The 20297-nt window shown below is 40.6% G+C and carries 18 protein-coding genes; 6 read left to right on the top strand and 12 right to left on the bottom strand.

Annotation, left to right across the window (positions count from 1 at the left end; translation table 11 throughout):
- Window positions 1–58 precede the first annotated feature (58 nt).
- The gene (locus N480_RS03205; protein ID WP_063371231.1) at window positions 59–1096 is read right to left on the bottom strand and encodes an ABC transporter substrate-binding protein; all 1038 of its coding nucleotides are present in this window, start codon (window positions 1094–1096) and stop codon (window positions 59–61) included.
- A 122-nt stretch (window positions 1097–1218) separates the two neighbouring features.
- Between N480_RS03205 and N480_RS03200 the strand changes: the two genes are divergently transcribed.
- Entirely contained in the window at window positions 1219–1608 is a 390-nt protein-coding gene (locus N480_RS03200; RefSeq protein ID WP_063371080.1) for a cytochrome b562, read from the top strand.
- On the opposite strand, the gene N480_RS03195 is transcribed toward N480_RS03200, so the two are convergent.
- Window positions 1605–3437 (bottom strand): TonB-dependent receptor, encoded by a 1833-nt coding sequence (locus tag N480_RS03195; RefSeq protein ID WP_063371079.1) that lies wholly within the window; start codon window positions 3435–3437, stop codon window positions 1605–1607. The two genes, N480_RS03200 and N480_RS03195, sit on opposite strands and share 4 nt — an antisense overlap.
- A 227-nt stretch (window positions 3438–3664) precedes the next feature.
- Between N480_RS03195 and N480_RS03190 the strand changes: the two genes are divergently transcribed.
- The gene (locus N480_RS03190) at window positions 3665–7714 is read left to right on the top strand and encodes a rhombosortase-dependent cadherin domain-containing protein (protein ID WP_063371078.1); all 4050 of its coding nucleotides are present in this window, start codon (window positions 3665–3667) and stop codon (window positions 7712–7714) included.
- Window positions 7715–7874: 160 nt separating this feature from the next.
- On the opposite strand, the gene ykgO is transcribed toward N480_RS03190, so the two are convergent.
- Window positions 7875–8015, bottom strand: a complete 141-nt coding sequence (gene ykgO / locus N480_RS24910; protein ID WP_063365231.1) for a type B 50S ribosomal protein L36 — start codon at window positions 8013–8015, stop codon at window positions 7875–7877.
- Window positions 8016–8113: 98 nt separating this feature from the next.
- Window positions 8114–8371, bottom strand: a complete 258-nt coding sequence (locus N480_RS03185; protein WP_063371077.1) for a type B 50S ribosomal protein L31 — start codon at window positions 8369–8371, stop codon at window positions 8114–8116.
- Between the two features lie 191 nt (window positions 8372–8562).
- Between N480_RS03185 and N480_RS03180 the strand changes: the two genes are divergently transcribed.
- Window positions 8563–8823 (top strand): hypothetical protein, encoded by a 261-nt coding sequence (locus N480_RS03180; RefSeq protein WP_063371076.1) that lies wholly within the window; start codon window positions 8563–8565, stop codon window positions 8821–8823.
- A 138-nt stretch (window positions 8824–8961) separates the two neighbouring features.
- Here the strand turns inward: N480_RS03180 and N480_RS03175 are convergent, their stop codons facing one another.
- Window positions 8962–9615, bottom strand: a complete 654-nt coding sequence (locus N480_RS03175) for a DUF6058 family natural product biosynthesis protein (protein WP_063371075.1) — start codon at window positions 9613–9615, stop codon at window positions 8962–8964.
- Window positions 9616–9764: 149 nt separating this feature from the next.
- On the opposite strand from N480_RS03175, the gene dapA reads away from it, so the two are divergent.
- Window positions 9765–10679 carry a 4-hydroxy-tetrahydrodipicolinate synthase gene (gene dapA, locus N480_RS03170; RefSeq protein ID WP_063371074.1) on the top strand — a complete coding sequence of 305 codons (915 nt, stop codon included), beginning with the start codon at window positions 9765–9767 and terminating at the stop codon, window positions 10677–10679.
- 56 nt (window positions 10680–10735) lie between these two features.
- Window positions 10736–12034 carry a DEAD/DEAH box helicase gene (locus N480_RS03165; RefSeq protein WP_063371073.1) on the top strand — a complete coding sequence of 433 codons (1299 nt, stop codon included), beginning with the start codon at window positions 10736–10738 and terminating at the stop codon, window positions 12032–12034.
- Between the two features lie 52 nt (window positions 12035–12086).
- Here N480_RS03165 and zapE read toward each other — a convergent pair whose 3' ends face one another.
- The 6 genes from zapE to N480_RS03135 form a co-directional block, all read right to left on the bottom strand.
- Window positions 12087–13190 (bottom strand): cell division protein ZapE, encoded by a 1104-nt coding sequence (gene zapE / locus N480_RS03160; RefSeq protein WP_063371072.1) that lies wholly within the window; start codon window positions 13188–13190, stop codon window positions 12087–12089.
- 243 nt (window positions 13191–13433) lie between these two features.
- The gene (locus N480_RS03155) at window positions 13434–14069 is read right to left on the bottom strand and encodes a glutathione S-transferase family protein (RefSeq protein WP_063371230.1); all 636 of its coding nucleotides are present in this window, start codon (window positions 14067–14069) and stop codon (window positions 13434–13436) included.
- Between the two features lie 324 nt (window positions 14070–14393).
- Window positions 14394–16001 (bottom strand): AbgT family transporter, encoded by a 1608-nt coding sequence (locus N480_RS03150; RefSeq protein WP_063371229.1) that lies wholly within the window; start codon window positions 15999–16001, stop codon window positions 14394–14396.
- Window positions 16002–16841: 840 nt separating this feature from the next.
- A complete protein-coding gene (locus tag N480_RS03145; protein ID WP_063371071.1) occupies window positions 16842–17150 on the bottom strand; it encodes a hypothetical protein in 309 nt (102 codons plus the stop codon).
- Window positions 17143–17406, bottom strand: a complete 264-nt coding sequence (locus tag N480_RS03140; RefSeq protein ID WP_063371070.1) for a DUF3081 domain-containing protein — start codon at window positions 17404–17406, stop codon at window positions 17143–17145. Before N480_RS03140 ends, N480_RS03145 begins: the two co-directional genes overlap by 8 nt.
- 49 nt (window positions 17407–17455) lie before the next feature.
- Window positions 17456–17992 carry an isochorismatase family protein gene (locus N480_RS03135; RefSeq protein ID WP_063371069.1) on the bottom strand — a complete coding sequence of 179 codons (537 nt, stop codon included), beginning with the start codon at window positions 17990–17992 and terminating at the stop codon, window positions 17456–17458.
- A 77-nt stretch (window positions 17993–18069) separates the two neighbouring features.
- Here N480_RS03135 and N480_RS03130 point away from each other — a divergent pair, with 77 nt between their 5' ends.
- Complete coding sequence (locus N480_RS03130; protein ID WP_196761439.1) at window positions 18070–19011, top strand: ribonuclease Z; 942 nt, start codon at window positions 18070–18072, stop codon at window positions 19009–19011.
- Here the strand turns inward: N480_RS03130 and N480_RS03125 are convergent.
- Window positions 18997–20295: a DUF2252 family protein gene (locus N480_RS03125; protein ID WP_063371067.1), complete on the bottom strand. Its 1299-nt coding sequence runs from the start codon at window positions 20293–20295 to the stop codon at window positions 18997–18999. The two genes, N480_RS03130 and N480_RS03125, sit on opposite strands and share 15 nt — an antisense overlap.
- Window positions 20296–20297 lie beyond the last annotated feature (2 nt).

Genomic DNA, 20297 nt, shown 5'->3' with positions numbered 1-20297 from the left:
AATATTTGGTTATTTGTTGAGCGTTGAATTGAAATTTAACAAAAGAGTCATTAAAAGATTAGAAATTTAATTCGCTGTTGATGGTCATAATATTGTAATCTTTTTTATCATTGATGAATTGAGAAAAGTCTATTTGACGCAGTCTATCTTCATGAATAGCTTTGTAGATAGGAGCAAATTCTTTCTTGTATGGCCTAAAAATTGCTATCTTTTGAGTACCAATATATTTCACCAACCCGAGTTGGAGTTTTTTGAGCTCGATGAGTAAGTAGCCTCCCAATAATACATGTCCACCAATAGATACATCCAATTTAGAGTCATGTGCGTCGTCCCAATTGATACCGCCAATTTGTAACTTATCCCTGATCCCTAGCTCGACAGCTGCCTGACTAACGCCAAATGCAATGGCATCGTTTGCACACCAGATTAAATCTAGGTTTCTATAACGGCGCAGGAGCCCTCGTGATAACTCCAATGCTCGCTGTTTGGACCACTGAGCATCTACCTTCTCAACTAAACTGATGTGTGACACTCTGTTGGTATAGCTAAGGAGGCCTTGTTCTCTTTCTGTTGCTGCATTAGTCGCTATATCACCTAAAAATGCAAGCATGGACAGAGGACGACCTTGTATTTCTTTCCGGTTTCCTTTGAGTGCTAACTGATGCGCTAACATACTGCCTGCTTGGAAGTTATCGGGTAAGATCGACGCTTTTATACCGAAGCCTTTGGCGGCAAGCCTTTCCTGCGCAAGTTTATTCGGACTGTTTAATAAAAAAAGAATATTTGGGTGGAACTTTTCCGCCGACAAAAGCACCTCGGTAACAACACGTTTTTCATCGACGAGTATTAGGTACTCTGCATCGGAATCCAGAGCCTGCTTAGTCAGCTCTTTCATTAAAATATGATTGCGTTCCGCGAATAATGTTGTTAGTTCGATATTTGTGTCTTCTGCGACAGCATTCATAATGTTTGAAACATTTAACCAGAAATTGCCAGTTGGATTATCGCTGTCAAAGCCTGGGTTGATGAATGTTACTTTTAATGGCTGTGAAGCATGAGCGCTACTGCTCGTTACACCTTGGAGCAATAGAAACATACTGAATACAAGCAAATATAAAAAGTTATAAATTTTCAAAATGTAAACGCCCTTTACACGCTGGAAGCTCTTGTGCAGTTTGCATATTTATATATACTAGCGCAATCTAAGAAGGGGGGATTATGAAGTTTATAATTATTCTGACAATTTTGTTGTCTGGTATAGCACAGAGTAGTGAAGTGCAAGATTTAAATCAGATCATGAAAAAGATGGGTCATGAATATAAACTCGCGGTTAAAGCTCAAGCCTCAAGTGAAATGTCCCTGCATATCAATGCATTTATTGAGCTTGTCGAACTTGCCAAAACTCAAAGGTTTCAAGAAAGTAAGGCAAAAGAGTCTATAAAAGGGCTTGAACAAACGATAGTACTTGCGAAGCAAGCTCAAAATTTAGTTAACTCCAAAGATCTCGTGTCAGCCAAAGCAAAACTAAAAGAAATTGATGACTTGCGAGTTGAGTATCACAAACTGCACGAGCCCCCCAGTATTTGGGATCTACTGTTTGGCAGTTAAATGCGCCAGTCTAACTGCAAAGATAATTGACGCTGTGTTACAAAAGGGGCGTCTTCGTCTGCGGTAGTTCTAAACTCACTATTTAGCGCGTTTGATATTCTGAGGGTACCACTCAGCGTGTCAGTAAGTTGCCATTTTGCATATGCATTAACCAGTGTTGAGCTGGGCAATATTTGCTCTGAAGACCCAATACGATGCTTTTTAAATCGGTGGATAACTTCAGTTGATAACTCAATGTCCTGCCAATTAAATTGATAAGCCATACTCATCTTTTGCGGGGCAACTCCCTGCACATAATTACCATTAAGTTGTTTCGCATGCTGTTGGGCGATACTCCATTTTATGCTTTGCTGAGGTGTAGGTTTGGTTTCCAGTGAAAACTCATAACCTTCTAAATTTACTCGGTTCAAGTTAATGTATGTCCTGTCACCACTCTCCAATTTGGTACGTTCAATAAAATTATCTAAAGTACTTTTATAAACATTTAGTCGTCCTGAAAAAGAGGGGTGAGAGTAAACATAGTTGAGCTCTACTGTTTTACTTATTTCTGGTTTAAGAAATGGGTTGCCAAACGTATCTCCGCGAGGCGTAATGCCGTTAAAATAAAGCTCTGTCATAGCGGGGAATCTAAATGCGCTCCCATAGGATACTTTTAAGAGGTGACTTTTGAACTTCTGCTCGATCGAGCTTTGGTAGGAAAGGTGATCATCTGAGCGACCCCTAGTTTCATTTGTTGCTTCGAAATAGTCGTAACGCGCACCCAAGTTGACCTTTACATTATCGAGCTCAATGGCAGTGGCAATAAAAGGGGCTACATTCAAGGTTCTGCCGTCTATCAATATTTGATTTTTGGGTGGGGATGAAATGACCGTTTCTCGATCAGAGATTTTAATACCATCGCGAGCTAACCAATCGAGTCCATAGCGCCACGAAGCGAATTGTGTGTGGATGCTGGAGTATACGTTGCTTCCAAAAGTGTGAGACTGATAACTAGTCAGGTTTTCTCTGCTGCCTAGTCGTTCAACTTGGCTATCCCAATTTTGATAGTGATGAAAGACTTTTAGAATCCAGCGGTCTGAATTGATCGTTGCTTGCAGTAAACTATGATTGTCTTTTGGGTATATTGCTATTTGCGAAGAAGGGAACTTTGCACTGCTTTTGCCAATATCTTTACCCATAGTCGGTAACCAGCTTAAGTTGTACTCTAGCCCTTCTGAAAAACTGCCTTGTTGATAAAGAGATGCTGCAAACTGTTTGTAGCCGGTATTTAATGGCACACCTGAAGCAGACTCTTGATTGTCAGCTTGACGATAACTCACTAAAAAAGAGTTTGAAATGCTACCGCTGCCAATAGCAAAGCTGCTGCTCTGATTGGGGGCTTGATGCGCTACGCTAAACGTGAAATGTTCAGGCTTTTTGGTCGTGAGATTCATCACTCCACCAATGGCGCCAGAACCATGCGCCATGGAGCTGGCTCCTTTTTTTACTTCATACATTTGTACAAGAGAAGGCGGTAAAAAGGAGGCCGAGTTACCAGCTCTTCTGTCTGTAATAATAGGGATCCCGTCAATGTGAGTGTTAATTCGCCATCCTCCTAGACCACGAATACTATAGCTTTGAAACAAACCGCCTTGGCCTACTTTGTTAAGGCCGGGAAATCGTTCTAATTGTTCAGCAATATTTGTGTTGGATGAACTCAATGTGTTTGGAGATAATGTTTCTATGGTGATATCAGTAAATATCTCTTCCTGTAGTAGGTTTTTTCCTGCATATACCTCAACGACTTCAATATGGTTTAACGCAACAGCTAACCCCAGTAATTCAATCATATATCTCCATAAACATTGTTTTTTCCGTGGATTAATTGGTATTTGTTACTACACTTTGCTCGGATACCTATCGTTCTAAAAGATGTTAAATGTGTTCGTGTGAAGATTCAAACAATTTTGACGCTATGCAAATAGGTGTGTTTTGTAATCTGTGGTTCAACACCAGTAGTAATGTTTAGCTGACCCGATAGGACGGCAATTTGTTACGACAAAAAGGGATAAAACCAATGACACTTCTCCACCCCGTAAGTCTTGCAGTGGCAATAGCGCTCGGCGGAGCTGCATATTTAGCCTTTGAAAAGAATACTCAAATAACCCCTTACGAAAAGAAAGCAGACTTCCTTGAGAAAAAAGCTGCCAGTAAATCTCAGGCACCAAAGCGGTATGATAAACCAAAAGAGGCCCACGAATTTTACGTTCAACAGCGGTTACCACTAGGGGCATCAGCACTGCCGACGGAAAAGTATTCAGCTGCGCTGGCTCAAATAAAAAACATGCCACATTATTCAATTGCCGGAAACTCAATTCTATTTGATTATCAGCCTCAGCTAAATGCACCTGATGGGCAAAACCAACAGCTTGGAGATTGGCAAGAGCTTGGCCCTGGTAATATTGGTGGCAGAACAAGGACATTGATTATTCACCCAACCAACCACGACATCATGTACACCGCAGGTGTTGCTGGGGGGGTATGGAAAACAACGGATGCTGGCGCATCTTGGCAGCCGTTGAGTGATCTTGCAACCAACTTAGCGGTTACAACACTCACTTTTGACCCCAACAATGCCGATATTATCTATGCAGGTACCGGGGAAGGCTTTTTCAACTTTGATGCATTAAGAGGCGATGGGATATTCAAGTCTTCTGATGCGGGCGCGACATGGGAGCAGGTTGCGAGCACTGCAAGTAATGGTGACTTTCAATACATCAATAAGATAGCGTTTAGCAAAAACGATGCGAGTACCATGTATGCAGCGACAAGAACTGGTGTTCACAAATCAGTGGATGGCGGTGTTAATTGGAGTACAGCGTTTGTTCCTAATGGCGCTTCAGTCGGGTGTACAGACTTAACGGTTTTAAGTGAGTCCAGCGTCGATGTTTTGTTAACTGCTTGCGGTTCATTTAACACAGGTGGTGTGCACCGTAGTATAGATGCAGGCGCGAATTGGGTTCAGGTTATTAATGGTGCGAATCAAGGGCGAACAACCATTGCTGTGGCGCCATCTGACAACAATATAATTTATGCTTTGTCTGCAAATAGAAACACACATGCGATGGATGCTGTCTATAAATCTACAGATATGGGAGCGACTTGGGCTACGACGGTTACGCAAGATACGGGCGATTCATTTACCAAGTTACTATTAAGTAATACGGTGTTTGGTTTGTTTGATCAGTGCTTTGGTGGTACAGCCCAGTTCTTTAATCAGGGTTGGTACGACAACATCATCGCTGTAGATCCAATGAATCCTGACGTGGTTTGGACTGGGGGGATTGATGTATTCCGCTCTGATGATGGTGGCCAATCATTCGTTCCTGCTAGTGTTTGGTGGTTTGATCCAACAAACCCACAATACGCGCATGCAGACCATCATGAAATCGTATTTCATCCTGATTACAATGGTACAACGAATACGACAATGTTTGTCGGTAATGACGGGGGGATTCAAAGAACCGATAATGCCCTGTCAGGTCGTCTGACCCTTGATGAAGTGTGTGGTAATACAGCGGCTGATCCAGCCCAGAGAGTCAGTTGGTCAACATTAAACAATGGATATGCTGTAACCCAATTTTACCATGGTACTGTTAAGCCCAATGGAGAAAGCTATTTTGGAGGAACCCAAGATAACGGCACATTATCTGGTCAAGATGGCGGGTTTAATAGTTGGACTGAAATACTGGGTGGTGATGGTGGTTGGACAGCCATAGATCCAACAAACCCAGATATCATGTTTGCAGAGAATACTGGGTTGTCGATTCAAAAATCGACTAATGGTGGCCAAAGCTTCAGTGCCGCTACGACTGGCATTTCAGGAGACAATGGATTTCCGTTTATTACTCGGTTTGAAATGGCACCTTCGAATCCTCAAGTGTTATGGATTGGTGGTAACCAACTATGGCGCACTAGCAACCAAGCAGAGAGTTGGTCTGCTGCTTCCAGCGCTTTAAACGGGTCGGTGTATTCAATAGGAATAGCACCAAATACAGAAAGTGCGGTTGCAGCTGGTACGAATGGCGGTTCAATTTACGTATCATACAGTGCCGACCAAGCGGATACTCAAACCCAATGGGTAGAGGCGACACCTGTGGCTGGTGCGACCGTGAGCTCTATCGCGTTTGATCCGCAAGATAATCAAATTATATATGCTACCTTGTCTAATTTTGATGTAACCCATGTTTGGAAGACAACTGATGGAGGTCAAAATTGGCAAGCTATGGACAATGGACTACCCAATGTGCCGGCTATGACAATTGCTGTAGACCCAATGAACACGCAAAGATTGTTTGTTGGTACTGATTTAGGTGTATTTGTATCCGTAGATGGTGGCATGAACTGGATGGCAGATGGTTCAGGTCTTGCCAATACTAATATTGCGAAGCTTGCTATTAAGGATTCTGAGCTATTTGCTTTCACTCATGGACGCAGTGCATATAAAGTAGCAATTAAGAATGAAGCAAACCGCTCTTTAGAGATTGAAGAAGACACAGAGTTAATGTTAAGTGATGTTCTGGTCAATGAATTTGGGCAGGCCTATGACTCAATTGAAATAGTTCAAACTTCAGAAAACGGGATGTTACTTTCAGGAGATCAAGCATTAGAAGTTGGGTCGCAAGTCGCACAGGCTGACTTTGCGAATGTAAAATATAAACCAAATGACAATTTCAATGGTGACGACGCATTCACTTTCAGAGGTACAACAAGTGTACCAACGGACACGCCAAACAACGATGGTGAAGCAAACCAGCATACTATCGATATTAAGGTCAAAGCTGTCAACGATGCACCAGTCATTCAGCAATTGGACAATTTAACTCTATATATTGACGAGCTAGTTGAAATCGACTTTAAGGAGCATATCGAAGACGTAGACAATGATCAGCTTATGATTACACTAGAGCCTTCAGTTCCCGGCATGTCGTTTATAGATGGAGTGCTCTCTGGAAGACCGTTTACTGAATTTACTCAACAAATGACATTAATGGTGAGTGATGGCGAATTAGAAGCAACACAGTCGTTTAGATTAGATATTGATGAGCCGCCTAAACGCGCACCTATGATTGAGGAAGGGCAGTCTTTTGAAGTGCAGGAAAATAACCAAGAAGGAGCTTCTGTAGGTATGCTTGAGTTTAGTGATCCCGATCCTGAGATATCACCAGTTGAAGGGTTCATGATTCTAGACGAAGTACCATTTATGATTGACGCAACGGGTGAAATCTTTGCGACAGTAGAGCTGGATTACGAAATGGAAAGTGATTACAGTTTCTTTGTACGTGCTATAGATACTTTAGGAAACAGCTCTGATTACACAGAAGTAAAAGTATCCGTAACAAATGACCCTGCGGATGACGAGATAATTGATCCAGTAATCGACGAAGGGCAAGTATTTGAAGTCGTTGAGAACACACAAATAGGCACCGTTATTGGTATGCTGGAGTTCATTGATTCTGATGACTCTCCTGTTGAATCATTCGAAGTTTTGGGTAATGTTCCTTTTGAAGTTAACACCAGTGGCGGAGTAACAGTATCTGGCGAGATTGACTTTGAGACCCATGAATACTTTGAATTCGCTGTAAAAGCGATTGGAAGCAAAGGTAACACTTCAGATTACACGAAAGTCAAAGTAACAGTTATTGACGATCCAAATGACCAAGGTGCTGACAATCAAGATCCAGTTATACCTGCGGGTCAAGTATTTGAAATCAGAGAAAATGCAGCCTTGGGTACCATTGTAGGTCAACTGGAATATTTTGACCCAGACCCAGATACGACTCCAGTAAAAGAGTTTTTTGTAATAGGTAATGCGCCTTTCAACATTGAGCCAAATGGAGACATTGTTGTTCGCGGTAACTTAGATTTTGAATTCCAAAATGTAATCAAATTTGGTGTGAGAGCCCAAGATACTGATGGAAACACGTCGGAATATACAGAAGTTACAGTTAACTTAATTGACGTCAGAGGCAATGACGATGATGACAATGACGGAGATTCAGGTTCAATAGGATTCTTAACGCTATTAAGTTTACCATTAGCGCTATTAAGAAGACGTAAGCGTTGAGCTTAAAATGAATAAATAGAGCGGCGAAAGCCGCTTTATTTTTCGGCATTTTCTTTGTAAGTAGGAAAAGTGAATATTGAAAGAGGTGTGAGTTATATGAGTAGAAATACAGACAAGCACTTTGAGAATAAAGTGCTCGGTTTGATAAGGCGTTGAAAAATTAACGCTTTTTCTTTTTATTACCTTGAACAGCTTTAAAACGAGGGTTAGTTTTACAGATTACGTAAACTTTTCCACGGCGTTTTACAACTTGGCATCCAGGTCTGCTTTTCGCGCTTTTTAATGAACTTAAAACTTTCAACTTATGCTCCTTTACTATTGATTTAAATTTTACGTGCCAGATAGCGTCTTGGCATTGCTAATAATTAAGTTAACAACGCCAATTTAGTGCTATATCGATTACTTAGATGTAGAACCGATATTTTTAAAGCGGCGGTTGAACTTAGCAACACGACCATCGCTAGCAACAATTTTCTGCTTACCTGTATAGAACGGGTGAGAAGCACTTGAAACATCGATTGGAACGTATGGATACTCTTTACCATCAATTTCAACTGTTCTGTCTGATTTGATAGTTGAACCAACGATAAAGTACTTGTCTACTGCAGTATCATGAAATGCAACAGCTTGATAATCCGGGTGGATATTTGCTTTCATATTAAATTAAAACCTTATGAAATGTGATAACGTCACAATAATATTCTATTTGAGAATAGTTTTCAATTAATTCCAATAATTATTTTTTTGCGGGGTTTTGCCTACTGTTTGTACTAATTAGCAAATTGTTGCTGGATCTTCGACATCAGACTGTTATAACTAGGAACTAGATCGAGAAAGAGGATAACGCCGTGACTGAAGAATCACAACAATTAGACAATGGTGTCATTGCGGAATTGCAAAATAAGGATCATTCATCTTTAGCTCAACAACTAGATGGACTAACTTGCGATCACAGTGACATTGTAGAATTACTTGCGCAATATCAAGTTTTGAGTGAACAGGACGATGATCAAAAATTTGATAATTGGTATGACAATTTATGTGAAGATCAACTCAGAGTACTGAAAAGCTTTGAAATATATCGAGCTCACTATGAAGACACTAATTAGATAAACCACACCCAAAGCCAGTGTCGTTGTATTAAAGCTAATTAGATAGCCACTTGTCATAAAGTGGCTTTTCTAACTAACTCGTAATTTAATAAGTTAACTTAATCGAAGGTTATTTATTGAAAATTCTGTGATTGTCTAACCTATTGATAAGTCATATTTTTGCATTAAACTCTCTATATACTTTTCGCGCAGTGATGAGCTTCTTTCATGGCTAGCGTGGTGGCTGAGAGCGCGATTGAGCAATTTAATTGCATCATGAAGCTGACCTCTCAATTCAATATCAATGGTATGTTTCGTTCTATCTTCTGTGATAGCGTCCACAATGGCTCGCCCAAGATCAATAAACACAACCTCCTCGATAAGCCCATTTAAACTTATAACGCCATACTTACTACACAAAAATTGCTGCCAAACTTGTTGAATATGCTCCACGATATCTTCTGAAAATCTATCATCTTGGGAAGCAATGCCTTTTTGAGCACACGCTTGTAAAGTCATAATATACTTTTGTTGGAATAACTCAAAAGCATGGCTGGATTGCGTCACAGAATTTTTGATTAATGTTTGTGCCCATTCGGTAAGGCCTCGGGGATAATACTCTGTAATCTCAATACACTCGTATAATCCCAAGTAAGAGCTGCATTTGATTTGATTCTCTATGCTATAGCTGGCATTTGGAAAAAGGCTGCTGTCTTGCCATAACTGCAGTTGTGATGAATCGATTTTCAATAAGCTGCATAACTCTTGGGTGTCATAAAAGTTTGTTTTAAGGTACTCAGAAAGTCGCATTGTTAATACTGGTTTTATATACAGTTGTTTGATTTTGTATCAATTCCCACGTTTACGCAAGAAAATTCGTAATTCTTTATTTTTACTCTCGGCATACAGAGCCAATTGTGTTACAACATATCGTATATTCACAATCAGTTAGAATTTGCATGCGAAGTATACAAACCATAAAAAAAGCTAGCTTAATTACAGCTATAAAAACACCATATAAGATGAGCGGAGAGATCGACCTAATAGCTTATGATGCATTGGTCGAAGCGCAGATTGAAGCCGGTGTTGATGGTATTATTGTAGGTGGTACAACTGGCGAAGGTCAGTTAATGAACTGGGAAGAGCATCTAATGCTGATAGCGCACAGTGTTAGTAAGTTTTCTGAACGGCTAATTATTGTAGGAAACACGGGCAGTAATAATACGCGTGAAGCAATTAAGGCAACAGAATATGGTTTTGCTTCAGGTATGGATGCGGCACTTCAAATTAACCCTTATTATGGTAGAACCTCTACCGAGGGAGTGATGGAGCATTTCAAACGTGTTTTGGAAATCGGGCCTGCATTTATCTACAACGTACCAGGTCGAACAGGGCAAGACTTAACCCCTGATATTATCGAACCAATATCAAAGAACAAGCATTTTATTGGTGTTAAAGAGTGCGCTGGTAATGAAAGAATTGCACATTACGAATCTCAAGGTATTGCATGCTGGTCTGGAAATGACGATGAAGCCCATGATGGGCGACACAAATTCCAGTCACATGGGGTAATTTCTGTAACTTCAAACTTAGTCCCTAAGTTGTTCAGACAACTCATGGATGAACATAATGATGCCCTGAACAAAGAATTAAACCCTTTGATCAATTGGCTGTTTTGTGAGCCAAACCCAATTGCGATTAATACTGCATTGATCATGACTGGAGCTGTAAGCCCAGTCTTTAGACTGCCATATGTGCCTTTGAATAAAGAGCAGCAATTGCAAGGACAAGTTCTAATCAATGCTCTTGATGAACAATATATCGTTGGTGGAAAAGCAAATTTAGTAGATGATACGCTACTTAAGCTTTGTTAAAGTGAATTAATGACGTATAATCTGCGACCCTCATTATTGGTCGCAGGTTTTTCATTATGAATTTTAAATCGTTTAGTTTCCCAGAGCCTATGTTAGAAGCCTTAGATGATATTGGCTTCAAAGAGCTTACTCCTATTCAACAGGCGGCCATTCCTGTGATTAGAAAAGGGCACGATGTACTAGCGACTGCGCAAACAGGCACAGGTAAAACAGCAGCTTTTGCACTACCTGTGATTCATAACCTGTTAAAAGGTACTTCACTGTCATCTCCCCGCGCACTCGTGCTTGCACCTACGCGAGAATTAGCCGAGCAAATTGCAAAAAACTGTGAGTCTTTCGCAAAAAATACAACACTACGCACCGTTGCCGTTTTTGGCGGCGTTAGTGTAGAAGGGCAAACGCAGCGTCTAGCTCAAGGCGCAGATATTGTCGTTGCAACACCGGGTAGACTACTTGACTTAGTAAGACTTGGCAGTGTGGATTTGTCACATATTGAACATTTAGTTCTAGATGAAGCGGATCGCATGTTAGATATGGGCTTTATCGATGAGATGCGTAAAGTGATAGGTCTTGCCCGTGAAGATAAACAACTTCTACTGTTTTCTGCAACTTTCCCTTCTGAGGTAAAACAGTTCGCTAAGCAAGTTCTAAACGAACCAAAGCTTGTTCAGACTGCACCAGAAAATACAACTGCGGAGACAGTGCGCCATGTCGTTTACCCTGTAGAACAGCAACGCAAAAAAGAGTTGCTTTCTGAACTAATTGGTAAGAAAAACTGGCAGCAGGTGCTTGTCTTTGTAAATATGAAAGATGATGCAGATGATATTGTCAAAGAGCTCGAACTCGATGGAATAGCAGCAACTGTATGTCACGGAGATAAGAAGCAAGGCGCGAGACGTCGAGCTTTGCGAGAGTTTAAAGAAGGTAATGTCCGTGTGCTTGTGGCGACTGAAGTTGCTGCTCGCGGCATCGATATCGAAGGCTTGCCACGTGTGGTTAATTTCGACTTACCATACCTTGCAGAAGACTATGTGCACAGAATTGGGCGAACAGGTCGTGCAGGTAACTCTGGCCAAGCTATTTCATTCGTGAGTAGAGAAGAAGAACAATTCTTGTTGCACATCGAAACTTTGATTGGACAAAAAATAAAACGTTATTATTTGCCTGGATATGAAGTTGCGAGTCGAGATAACCTCATTGAAAATCTCAGTAAAAAGCCTAGCCACCAAAGAAGAAAAGCGCGCACAAACCGACCTAGCAATCAGGCAAGCGGCGAGGCAAGAGCGAAAAATCGTAGCAAGGTGAGTTCAGTGAGAAGCCGCTTGAAAGGCGTAAAACTGAAATTGGATAAATAAAGCGTTCTTGAAAAAAGCATAAATGATAGTGGTTTGCGCTTCAAACCACTATCTAGTTGTTGACTTTCCCCGTTTTTGAATTCAATCGCCAAGATTGCATTTCCACCAAGCGACTTTTTGTTCGCTCAAACTCGAACGATAATTGTTCTCCTACATACAATGAATCTAATGAGCAGTTAGCTGAAATAACGACAAGTTTATTACGATCATAAAACTCGTCTACCAGAGCAATAAAGCGTCTTGCCTCATCATCTAAGCTACGAGCTTTTAATGCTGACTTTTCACGTATGTAACCATCTTCAACCCCCTGAGCCACTTGATTTTTGGCGGTGGATGAGCCCATCTGAACCACGGACTGAATAAAAATTACATCGTATCTATTCGCTAATTCAATGTAATCGGCTGTTGCCCTAGGCGAAGAGCACAAAGACATAAACTCAAACATAAGCGTGGAAGGGGAGGTACCCATTATTGGCACCAAACGGCCGACAAGTTCAATGTCAGCATGAACTGGTGTGCCTGAAAGCTCGGAGAATAACCTATTAAACGTCGCTTGGTTATTGTTGAAATAAAAGCGGCTGTCGAATCCATTTCTAAATCGATGATCAGTGTCTCCTGATATTCCAACTATTTTACAGTGCGTCTTGAGTAAGTCGATAGTTGGCTCAAATCGAATTCTTTGTAACCCATTTTTATATAGATCATTTGGATGGGAGTTAGAGGTAGCAACAAAAACAATACCAGATCTAATAAATGCTTCTATTAAACCTGCCAATATCATTGCATCTCCGATGTCCTTGACAAAAAATTCATCAAAGCAAATCACCTTGGTATCTTTTGCCCATACCTTGGCTATTTTTTGTAATGGGTTGGTGGCTCCTTGGATTTCTTTCAATTGTTGATGTACTTGTGCCATAAAATGATGAAAGTGTAATCTTCGCTTTTGCTTAGACTTTATTTCTTCGAAGAATAAGTCCATTAAAAAGGACTTTCCACGGCCCACTGGACCATAGAGATATACGCCTTTCTTCACTTTGTTACGCTCCACTTGAAGTAACAACTGATCTAAAGTAGAGACTGCGTAACTTTGAGCTTCGTCAAAGGTTAACATACCTTGATCAACAAGCAGGTTATATCGAGTTTGAATGGTGTGCATTTAACTTGTAATGGAATATAGATTGAGGGCCATATTAGCTTGGTATAAACCTAATATGAAGAATAAGATATGCCTAAGGTATAGAATAAGTGTAAAATTTTGATATTTCCTTGGAAAAGGCTCCTCATTAAGGGTACCTATCAATATAAAAGCATGATTATGTCAAATTGAGCATAGTTATTCTATTTACCAATATTTGTGCTAGAAATTAAAAAGCGGTAAACATACCGCCTTTAAAACCCCTTATTTATAAGGGCTAAGATCGGTAAGTTCTGTTTCACATACATTCTTAATTACCGGATGTTTAGCCATCGACTTCAAATAACTCGCTAAGTGCTCAAATTGGAGTGGTGGTTTATTTAATTCGTCAGCCCAAATGCAAAGCATAAATAAGTAACAATCACAAATAGTGAATTGATCGCTCACAACATAGCTTTTGCCAGCAAGATGACGGTTGATAATTTCAAACATACTACCTAGGCGGCTTTGCTGCGTTTTAATTATGTCATCGTACATTAACGCACTTTGCGTATGGCGCTCTGGGTAGAAATAAATCATCAACTCTGCTTGAACTGTGGTGGTGAAATACATAAGCCACTGGTAAAACTCGCCTTTTGCTCTTGGTTCTGCAGGTATTAGTTGAGATTCAGGATGCTTTTCAGCGAGGTATAAACAGATTGCACCACTTTCAAATAGTACAAAATCATCGTCTACTAAAGTCGGGATCCTTCCTGTGGGGTTGAGCCTTAAATACTGGGCAGATTTGTGAGCATGTTTCTTTCTATCTACAAGTTCCAGTTGATAGGGGACGTCAAGTGCTTCTAAAACAAAATGTGGGGCGAGACTGGCATTGCGTGGGTAATAAAACAAAGTGTACATAGCTGGCCTTATCATCAAATTTTTATTGGCTGGAAAGCTCCTTTTATGATTATTCCTTAAGGACTTTAGGACAGCATTTGAATAATAACAAATAAAACCATCTATTTTTATTCAAAAATTTATATCCAACAAAAGCCGTTTACAAGATTAACCATTGCTTTCTTAAGCATTAATAATTTTACCTTAACTGGGTATTTTTTGTCAGCAGGCTTTGGCTGGTGGTACTAATTAATGAATATAATTATGTATAAAATGTATGCTTTGATTCGGAAAGGAAATTTTAAGGGCATTATTTGATTTCACATATAATGCCCTTAATAGCTATTAAGGCGTATAGTAGATTGGAGAGTTAGGTCCAACAGGCAGACCAAAGCCAAACACCCAAATGTAGAAGAGTGCGACCCAACCAACAAAGAAGAACATACTGTACGGTAGCATTGTTGCAACTAGAGTACCAATACCCATATCTTTCTTATACTTGGTGGCGACTGCCAATATCAAGCCAAAATAACTCATCATTGGTGTGATTAAGTTTGTAACAGAGTCACCAATTCGATAAGCAGCTTGTATCGTCTCAGGTGCATAGCCCACAAGCATTAACATAGGAACAAAGATTGGCGCTGTCACAGCCCATTGTGCCGACGATGAGCCAAGGCTTAAATTTACTAGCGCACACATCAGAATAAATAGAACAAATACTTCAGGCCCTGTTAGGTTTAATGCTTGTAACAGCGCTGCGCCATTAATTGCTAAAATAGTCCCCAGATTTGTCCATTTGAAGAATGCTACGAATTGGGCTGCAAAGAATACCAATACAATGTACATACCCATAGAGCTCATGCTTTTACTCATGGCATCAATAACATCACGGTCATTTTTCATGGTGCCTACAACGCGGCCATAGACAAAGCCTGGAATGGCGAAAGTTACGAAGATAAACACAACGATGCCTTTTAAGAAAGGAGAACCAGCCACGGCACCTGTTTCTGGATGACGCAAAATACCGTCTTCTGGCACGATAGTTAAAGCAAGTAAAGCAGAAACAACAAGCAATGAAACGCCGGCCCATTTCAAACCTGACTTTTCTTTTTCTGTTAGGTGTTCAATGCTATTTTCAGAAAGGTCGATACTGGCTTCACTTGGGTCGTATTTTCCAAGTCTTGGCTCAACAATTTTTTCAGTGACCAATGTACCCACAATTGCAATCAAGAATACTGAAATCATCATGAAGTACCAGTTTGCCTCTGGGCCAACCTGATAAGTTGGGTCAATCATTTGTGCGGCAGGTGTAGTAATACCAGCTAGAAGGGGGTCAATAGTTCCGAGTAGTAGGTTCGCACTATAACCACCAGAAACACCTGCAAACGCAGCAGCTAAACCTGCAAGAGGGTGCCTGCCTAGGCTATGGAAAATCATTGCAGCAAGCGGGATTAATACAACATAACCTAGCTCAGATGCTGTGTTCGAAAGGATAGCAGCAAATACAACCATGAAGGTAACAAGACGTTTCGAAGCACCCATCACCATGCCACGCATTGCCGCAGACAACATACCTGAATGCTCAGCAACACTAACACCTAACAATGCGACAAGTACGGTACCCAGCGGAGCAAATCCGGTGAAATTAGTTACCAAGCCAGTAACAATTCTCTGAAGGCCTTCTGCGCTTAATAAGCTGACAACTTCAATAACACCATCTGCATCTCGACCTTTAGCGCCTTCAGGGCGAGGGTCAATTGCGCTGAGCCCCATCCAGTCCGCAATACCACTAAAGATAACGATTGCAATACAGAACATCGCAAAAAGAGTAATAGGGTGAGGAAGCATATTTCCTAAAAATTCAACCGTCGCTAAAAAGCGGTTAAACAAACCACCTTGTTGCTCAGGAGATTGGGAATCTTGCTTAGCTTTAGTCTCTACTGCATTCGACATAGCAATTTTTCTCGGTTCCAAAAAATGCGGCATACCTTATCACTTTTTCATTCAGTGGTCATTTATTAAAGTTAACTAAAAGTGAAAATGAGATAAAATTACAAGTTATGCTGATAAAGAGTGCTATGATAGCGCTGTATGTTCATGAACTAACTCTTTTTGAGTGAAAATTGAACTGGCTTATTTCTGTAATTGGCAAGTCTATGAAATATTATATTTATAAATAGTCTTATGCGGACCAAAAAACGATGTTCATAATGGTGGCCTTAAACCTAAACAGCTACATTACAAGTCTATTAAGCATTGTTGGTTTGTCGTTCAAAAGGTTATTTCTTTATTTAAGAATTAGCAAAGTAGCAAAAAGATGAGGAGCTTATATGACTTGAGTGCTGAAAGTTTCAGCTGTTATGTAACGGTCTCTATTTTGGTATGAAGAGTATGATATGGAGCGGTTGCATTATCACCCATCTATAGCTAGTTTGAAGTTAGGCTATTTATATTTTGAAATGTGCTGTAAAAACCTGATAATTAAGGAAAAAACTTCCACTATTTCTCAAAGCAATTTATGGCTATGCAAAGGTTACCATTAGCCAGTATTACCAATGTACGTTTGTTTGTGATAGCCAACTGTTGGAAGTCGATTTCACGAGACTTAAAATAAGTATTGTCTGTTGTTAATATTGTTTAGTGCTTTGCTATCTTGTTAAAGATAAACTTTAAATATAGATAATATACCCTAATGAGCGTTTATTGATTCCTAAGGTCTTTACATTTGCCAATATTGAAGCGTGCCTGACCGATTGAATTAATAACTTTATTATTGTTTTTACCCAATTTATCTCAATCTTGGTTTTGGATAATACCTTTAAATAACAAAGGGTACTTCCTGAGTCTTATACCTATATAATCATCGGCCATTATTTGGGTGCAAATGCGATTGACATCTTTGTCAACCGCAAGCACCCATTGCATGTGTTCAATGGCACGTTGGAACCCTTTTTTTAGAAACTGCTGTTGTTGGTAAAACTGGCAGTTATCATGCAAGGTAGCTAATTTACTGGGGTGGCTTTGCAGTTCTGCAAGCACCCGAGAAATGTAATCTTCGGACGCTTTGTTATCGCGCTTTGGGCGTCGTTTTGTATTACGCATCGGCCGCCTCAGCTATTTGGTGCAGCTTGCGCATAAAGTCTTGCTTTTGCGACTCCTTATCATATTCAAAATGGTAAGTATTGTGAAAACCAAAACGAAGCAACACGCCACTGCCTTTGAGATATATAGTGTAGCCATCAGGATCAGAAAAGGCGGTTACGCCGTCGAGCTGTTTACCAAGATCATATTCTTGCCCGTGTTGTACTATGTACTCGTATACTTTCAACACTAAGTTGGTACTTAATTCGTTTTTCATGACAACGCCACATTTCTAATGTTCTATGGATTCATACTTAAATGGTAGTTCACTGGATCAATTTAGATACTTGTTTAAATTGAGGATGTTTAGCATCGGCGAGTGCTTCGAATAAAAATGTCTCTAAACATATGACCTTTGCACCATCATAGCGAAGTTGCTCTAGCGCCCAGCTTTTATGTTGTGAGTTTCTCGAGCAAACGCCATCAGCCAATATGTAAACTGTGTGCCCTTGTTTAAGCAAATCTTGTGCTGTTTGATAAACGCATATATGTGTTTCTAATCCGACGATTACTTTGATACTGGGTGGGTGACAATCATCTTTTACCGCCAACTTATTTGTTTTGAAGGCACTAAAAGTGGTTTTTTCAATAATGTTAGAGGGGAATGAAGTAAGGCGTTCATCGGTATGCCCCAGTCCTTTTGGATATTGTTCAAACATGATCGTAGGTATGTCTAAGAGCTGAGCCGCCGTGAGTAAATTGTGCGTGATTTCAATCACATTTTCGTATTCATCGATGTGCTTTTGAAAGTTTTTTTGAATGTCTACGACAAGAATTTGATATTGAACAGTGCAATCATTCATTTGGTAATCCTTTAGTTATCCTAAGAGTTAAATTAAACTCACTGTGAGTTATAACATACACGTTGTCTAGTTTATTTATGCAATTAGAATTTTTAGGGACTTCATCTGGTAGTCCAACTACTTACCGCAATATGTCCGCGACGGCGGTAAAGTTTGAGAAGAGTAAACAGTGGCTTTTGGTAGATTGTGGTGAAGGTACCCAACATCAAATATTGAGCTCTAAACTCACGTTATATCAGCTAAGTGTTATTTGTATCAGTCATATTCACGGGGATCATTGCTACGGCTTACCAGGGCTTATTGCGTCGATGGCGATGTCTGGAAGGAAGGAGCCTGTGTTTATCATTGCGCCTGAGAAAGTGCTTGCGTATTTGAACGCTACATTTTCACTTACTGATGTTACGTTACCTTTTGACTTAAAAACGATAGCAATCGAGCACATAGAACGCGAATTGGAGTTTGACTTTTGTACAGTAGAAGTCTTGGCGCTCAAGCACAGAGTTCCAAGTTTTGGCTTTAAAGTGACAGAAAAACTGATCCCCAATAAGTTACGCATCAGTTTGCTCGCAGATGATGGTATATCCACTGGCGCACATTTCAATCAGCTTCAAAAAGGGTTCGATGTAGAGTATTCCGGTAAGTTACTGTGCTCTAAAAAGTACGCTTTCCCTAGCTGGCAACCACGAAAAGTCATTGTTTGTGGAGACAACGAAAAGCCTAGTTTGTTAAAACCGCACATAGCGGATGTGGATTTATTGGTGCATGAGGCAACATTTACACACAGTGACCTGATAAAAGTGGGGCACCATACGGGACATAGTGACGCAAAGCGCATCGCCCAATTCGCGGAGTCTACTTCAGTGCCTATTTTGGTTTTGACCCATTTCAGTGTGCGTTATCATGGGCCAGGTCTTTTAGATAACCTAGAAGCCGAGGCCCAATCTAATTACAGTGGTACACTTGTATTAGCCGATGATGGTACCACAGTCGATATTCCCAAAACGTTACTTTCTGAGTGATTTGAATAGTGCCCAATCAGACTGTACCTGTTGGGCATAGTTATTCGCTAAATCAATGAGCGTTTCGCAAAGCGGTGGCAGAGTCTCTATACAAGCTTGTTGAAATGACATAGAGCGTCTGTCCCCACGCATGTGAGCATAGCTAAGTACTTCTGCGCAACTCTGAGCGTATTGACTAAAGCCTTGTTTCTGGGCCGCTCGCTTGCCCAGTACAATGTGTTCTGGGTCAATACCTACGCGAGCATGATGACGGGATCTGACTAACCAATGCACCCCTTGCCAGAGCGCATCATCAATGATGAGATCAGGTCTTCGCTGCATCTTTCGTTGACAGTTAACTGTTAAATGGGCTTGGTTTAATCTGTTTACAGGGCTCATTTCGGTAAAGTAGTGAAGGGGAGCTGCAAGCGTTTGCTGTTTGACTTCAACAATGTGATATAGCTCTATTGGCGCTTGTGCCCGAGGGCCTACCAATAAATAATAGCGTTTTAGGTTGTTGCTGCCGGTACCAGCATCTAGTCTCTCAACACAGTCAATGATGTCATCATCTACGTAGGGCCTGAATTGAGATATCAAATTTGCTTTTATATCATTGTGAATGGGCTCAAACTTCAAAGGGTCTGATTTAAAGCGTAATGGGTAAGTAGTTAAATCAACACTCTTTGCTAAGCTACTTTTAAGATTAAAGGCGGAACCGCCTACCAAACGTTGCAAGCCTTTTTGCCAGCGCTTGTGCAGAATGTGATCTTGTTTGAATTTAGTTAAGGCACTTTGACTGTTGTTTTCACCACGAAGTGATGCCTCACAAGTCAGTATGTATTGTTGAACAAAGCTGTTTTGTGCGGCTAGCACATCTTCAGCACGGACAAGTGGCTTCTGGCGCATGGTTAAATCATCCGTCGTTTCTTGTAATTGTTGACCTGCGTGCTGGGCTAGGGTCAGACTAACCAAGTAACGAAAAAGGTCCCAAGTAGCATGGCCGACACATGCATCATCAAAGTCATTGGGTGTAAAAACAAGTGTTTCACCATGAGAGCCTTCTTCACTTAAAAATCCGAAATTACTTGTATGGCAGTCGCCCATGATGGTCGTGACAGGTATATTGTACGCCGTGTCAGGTAGTGCAATAAGTCCATCGAAGATATCTCTGTACATTAATGGTGCAGTCCCTCGGAAAAAGTGGAAGGGGCTCGAAGCCATTTTCTCATGCTTTCCTAAAGACAGTGACGGCTCACAGCCATCATGGCGATTAAAATAAGTACTTAATAACTTTTCACGACTCATGC

It is taken from the genome of Pseudoalteromonas luteoviolacea S2607 (assembly GCF_001625575.1).
GTDB classification, from domain to species: domain Bacteria; phylum Pseudomonadota; class Gammaproteobacteria; order Enterobacterales; family Alteromonadaceae; genus Pseudoalteromonas; species Pseudoalteromonas luteoviolacea_E.
Note: the sequence above shows the minus strand (reverse complement) of the source record. Positions and strands in the feature narration are given on the sequence as shown.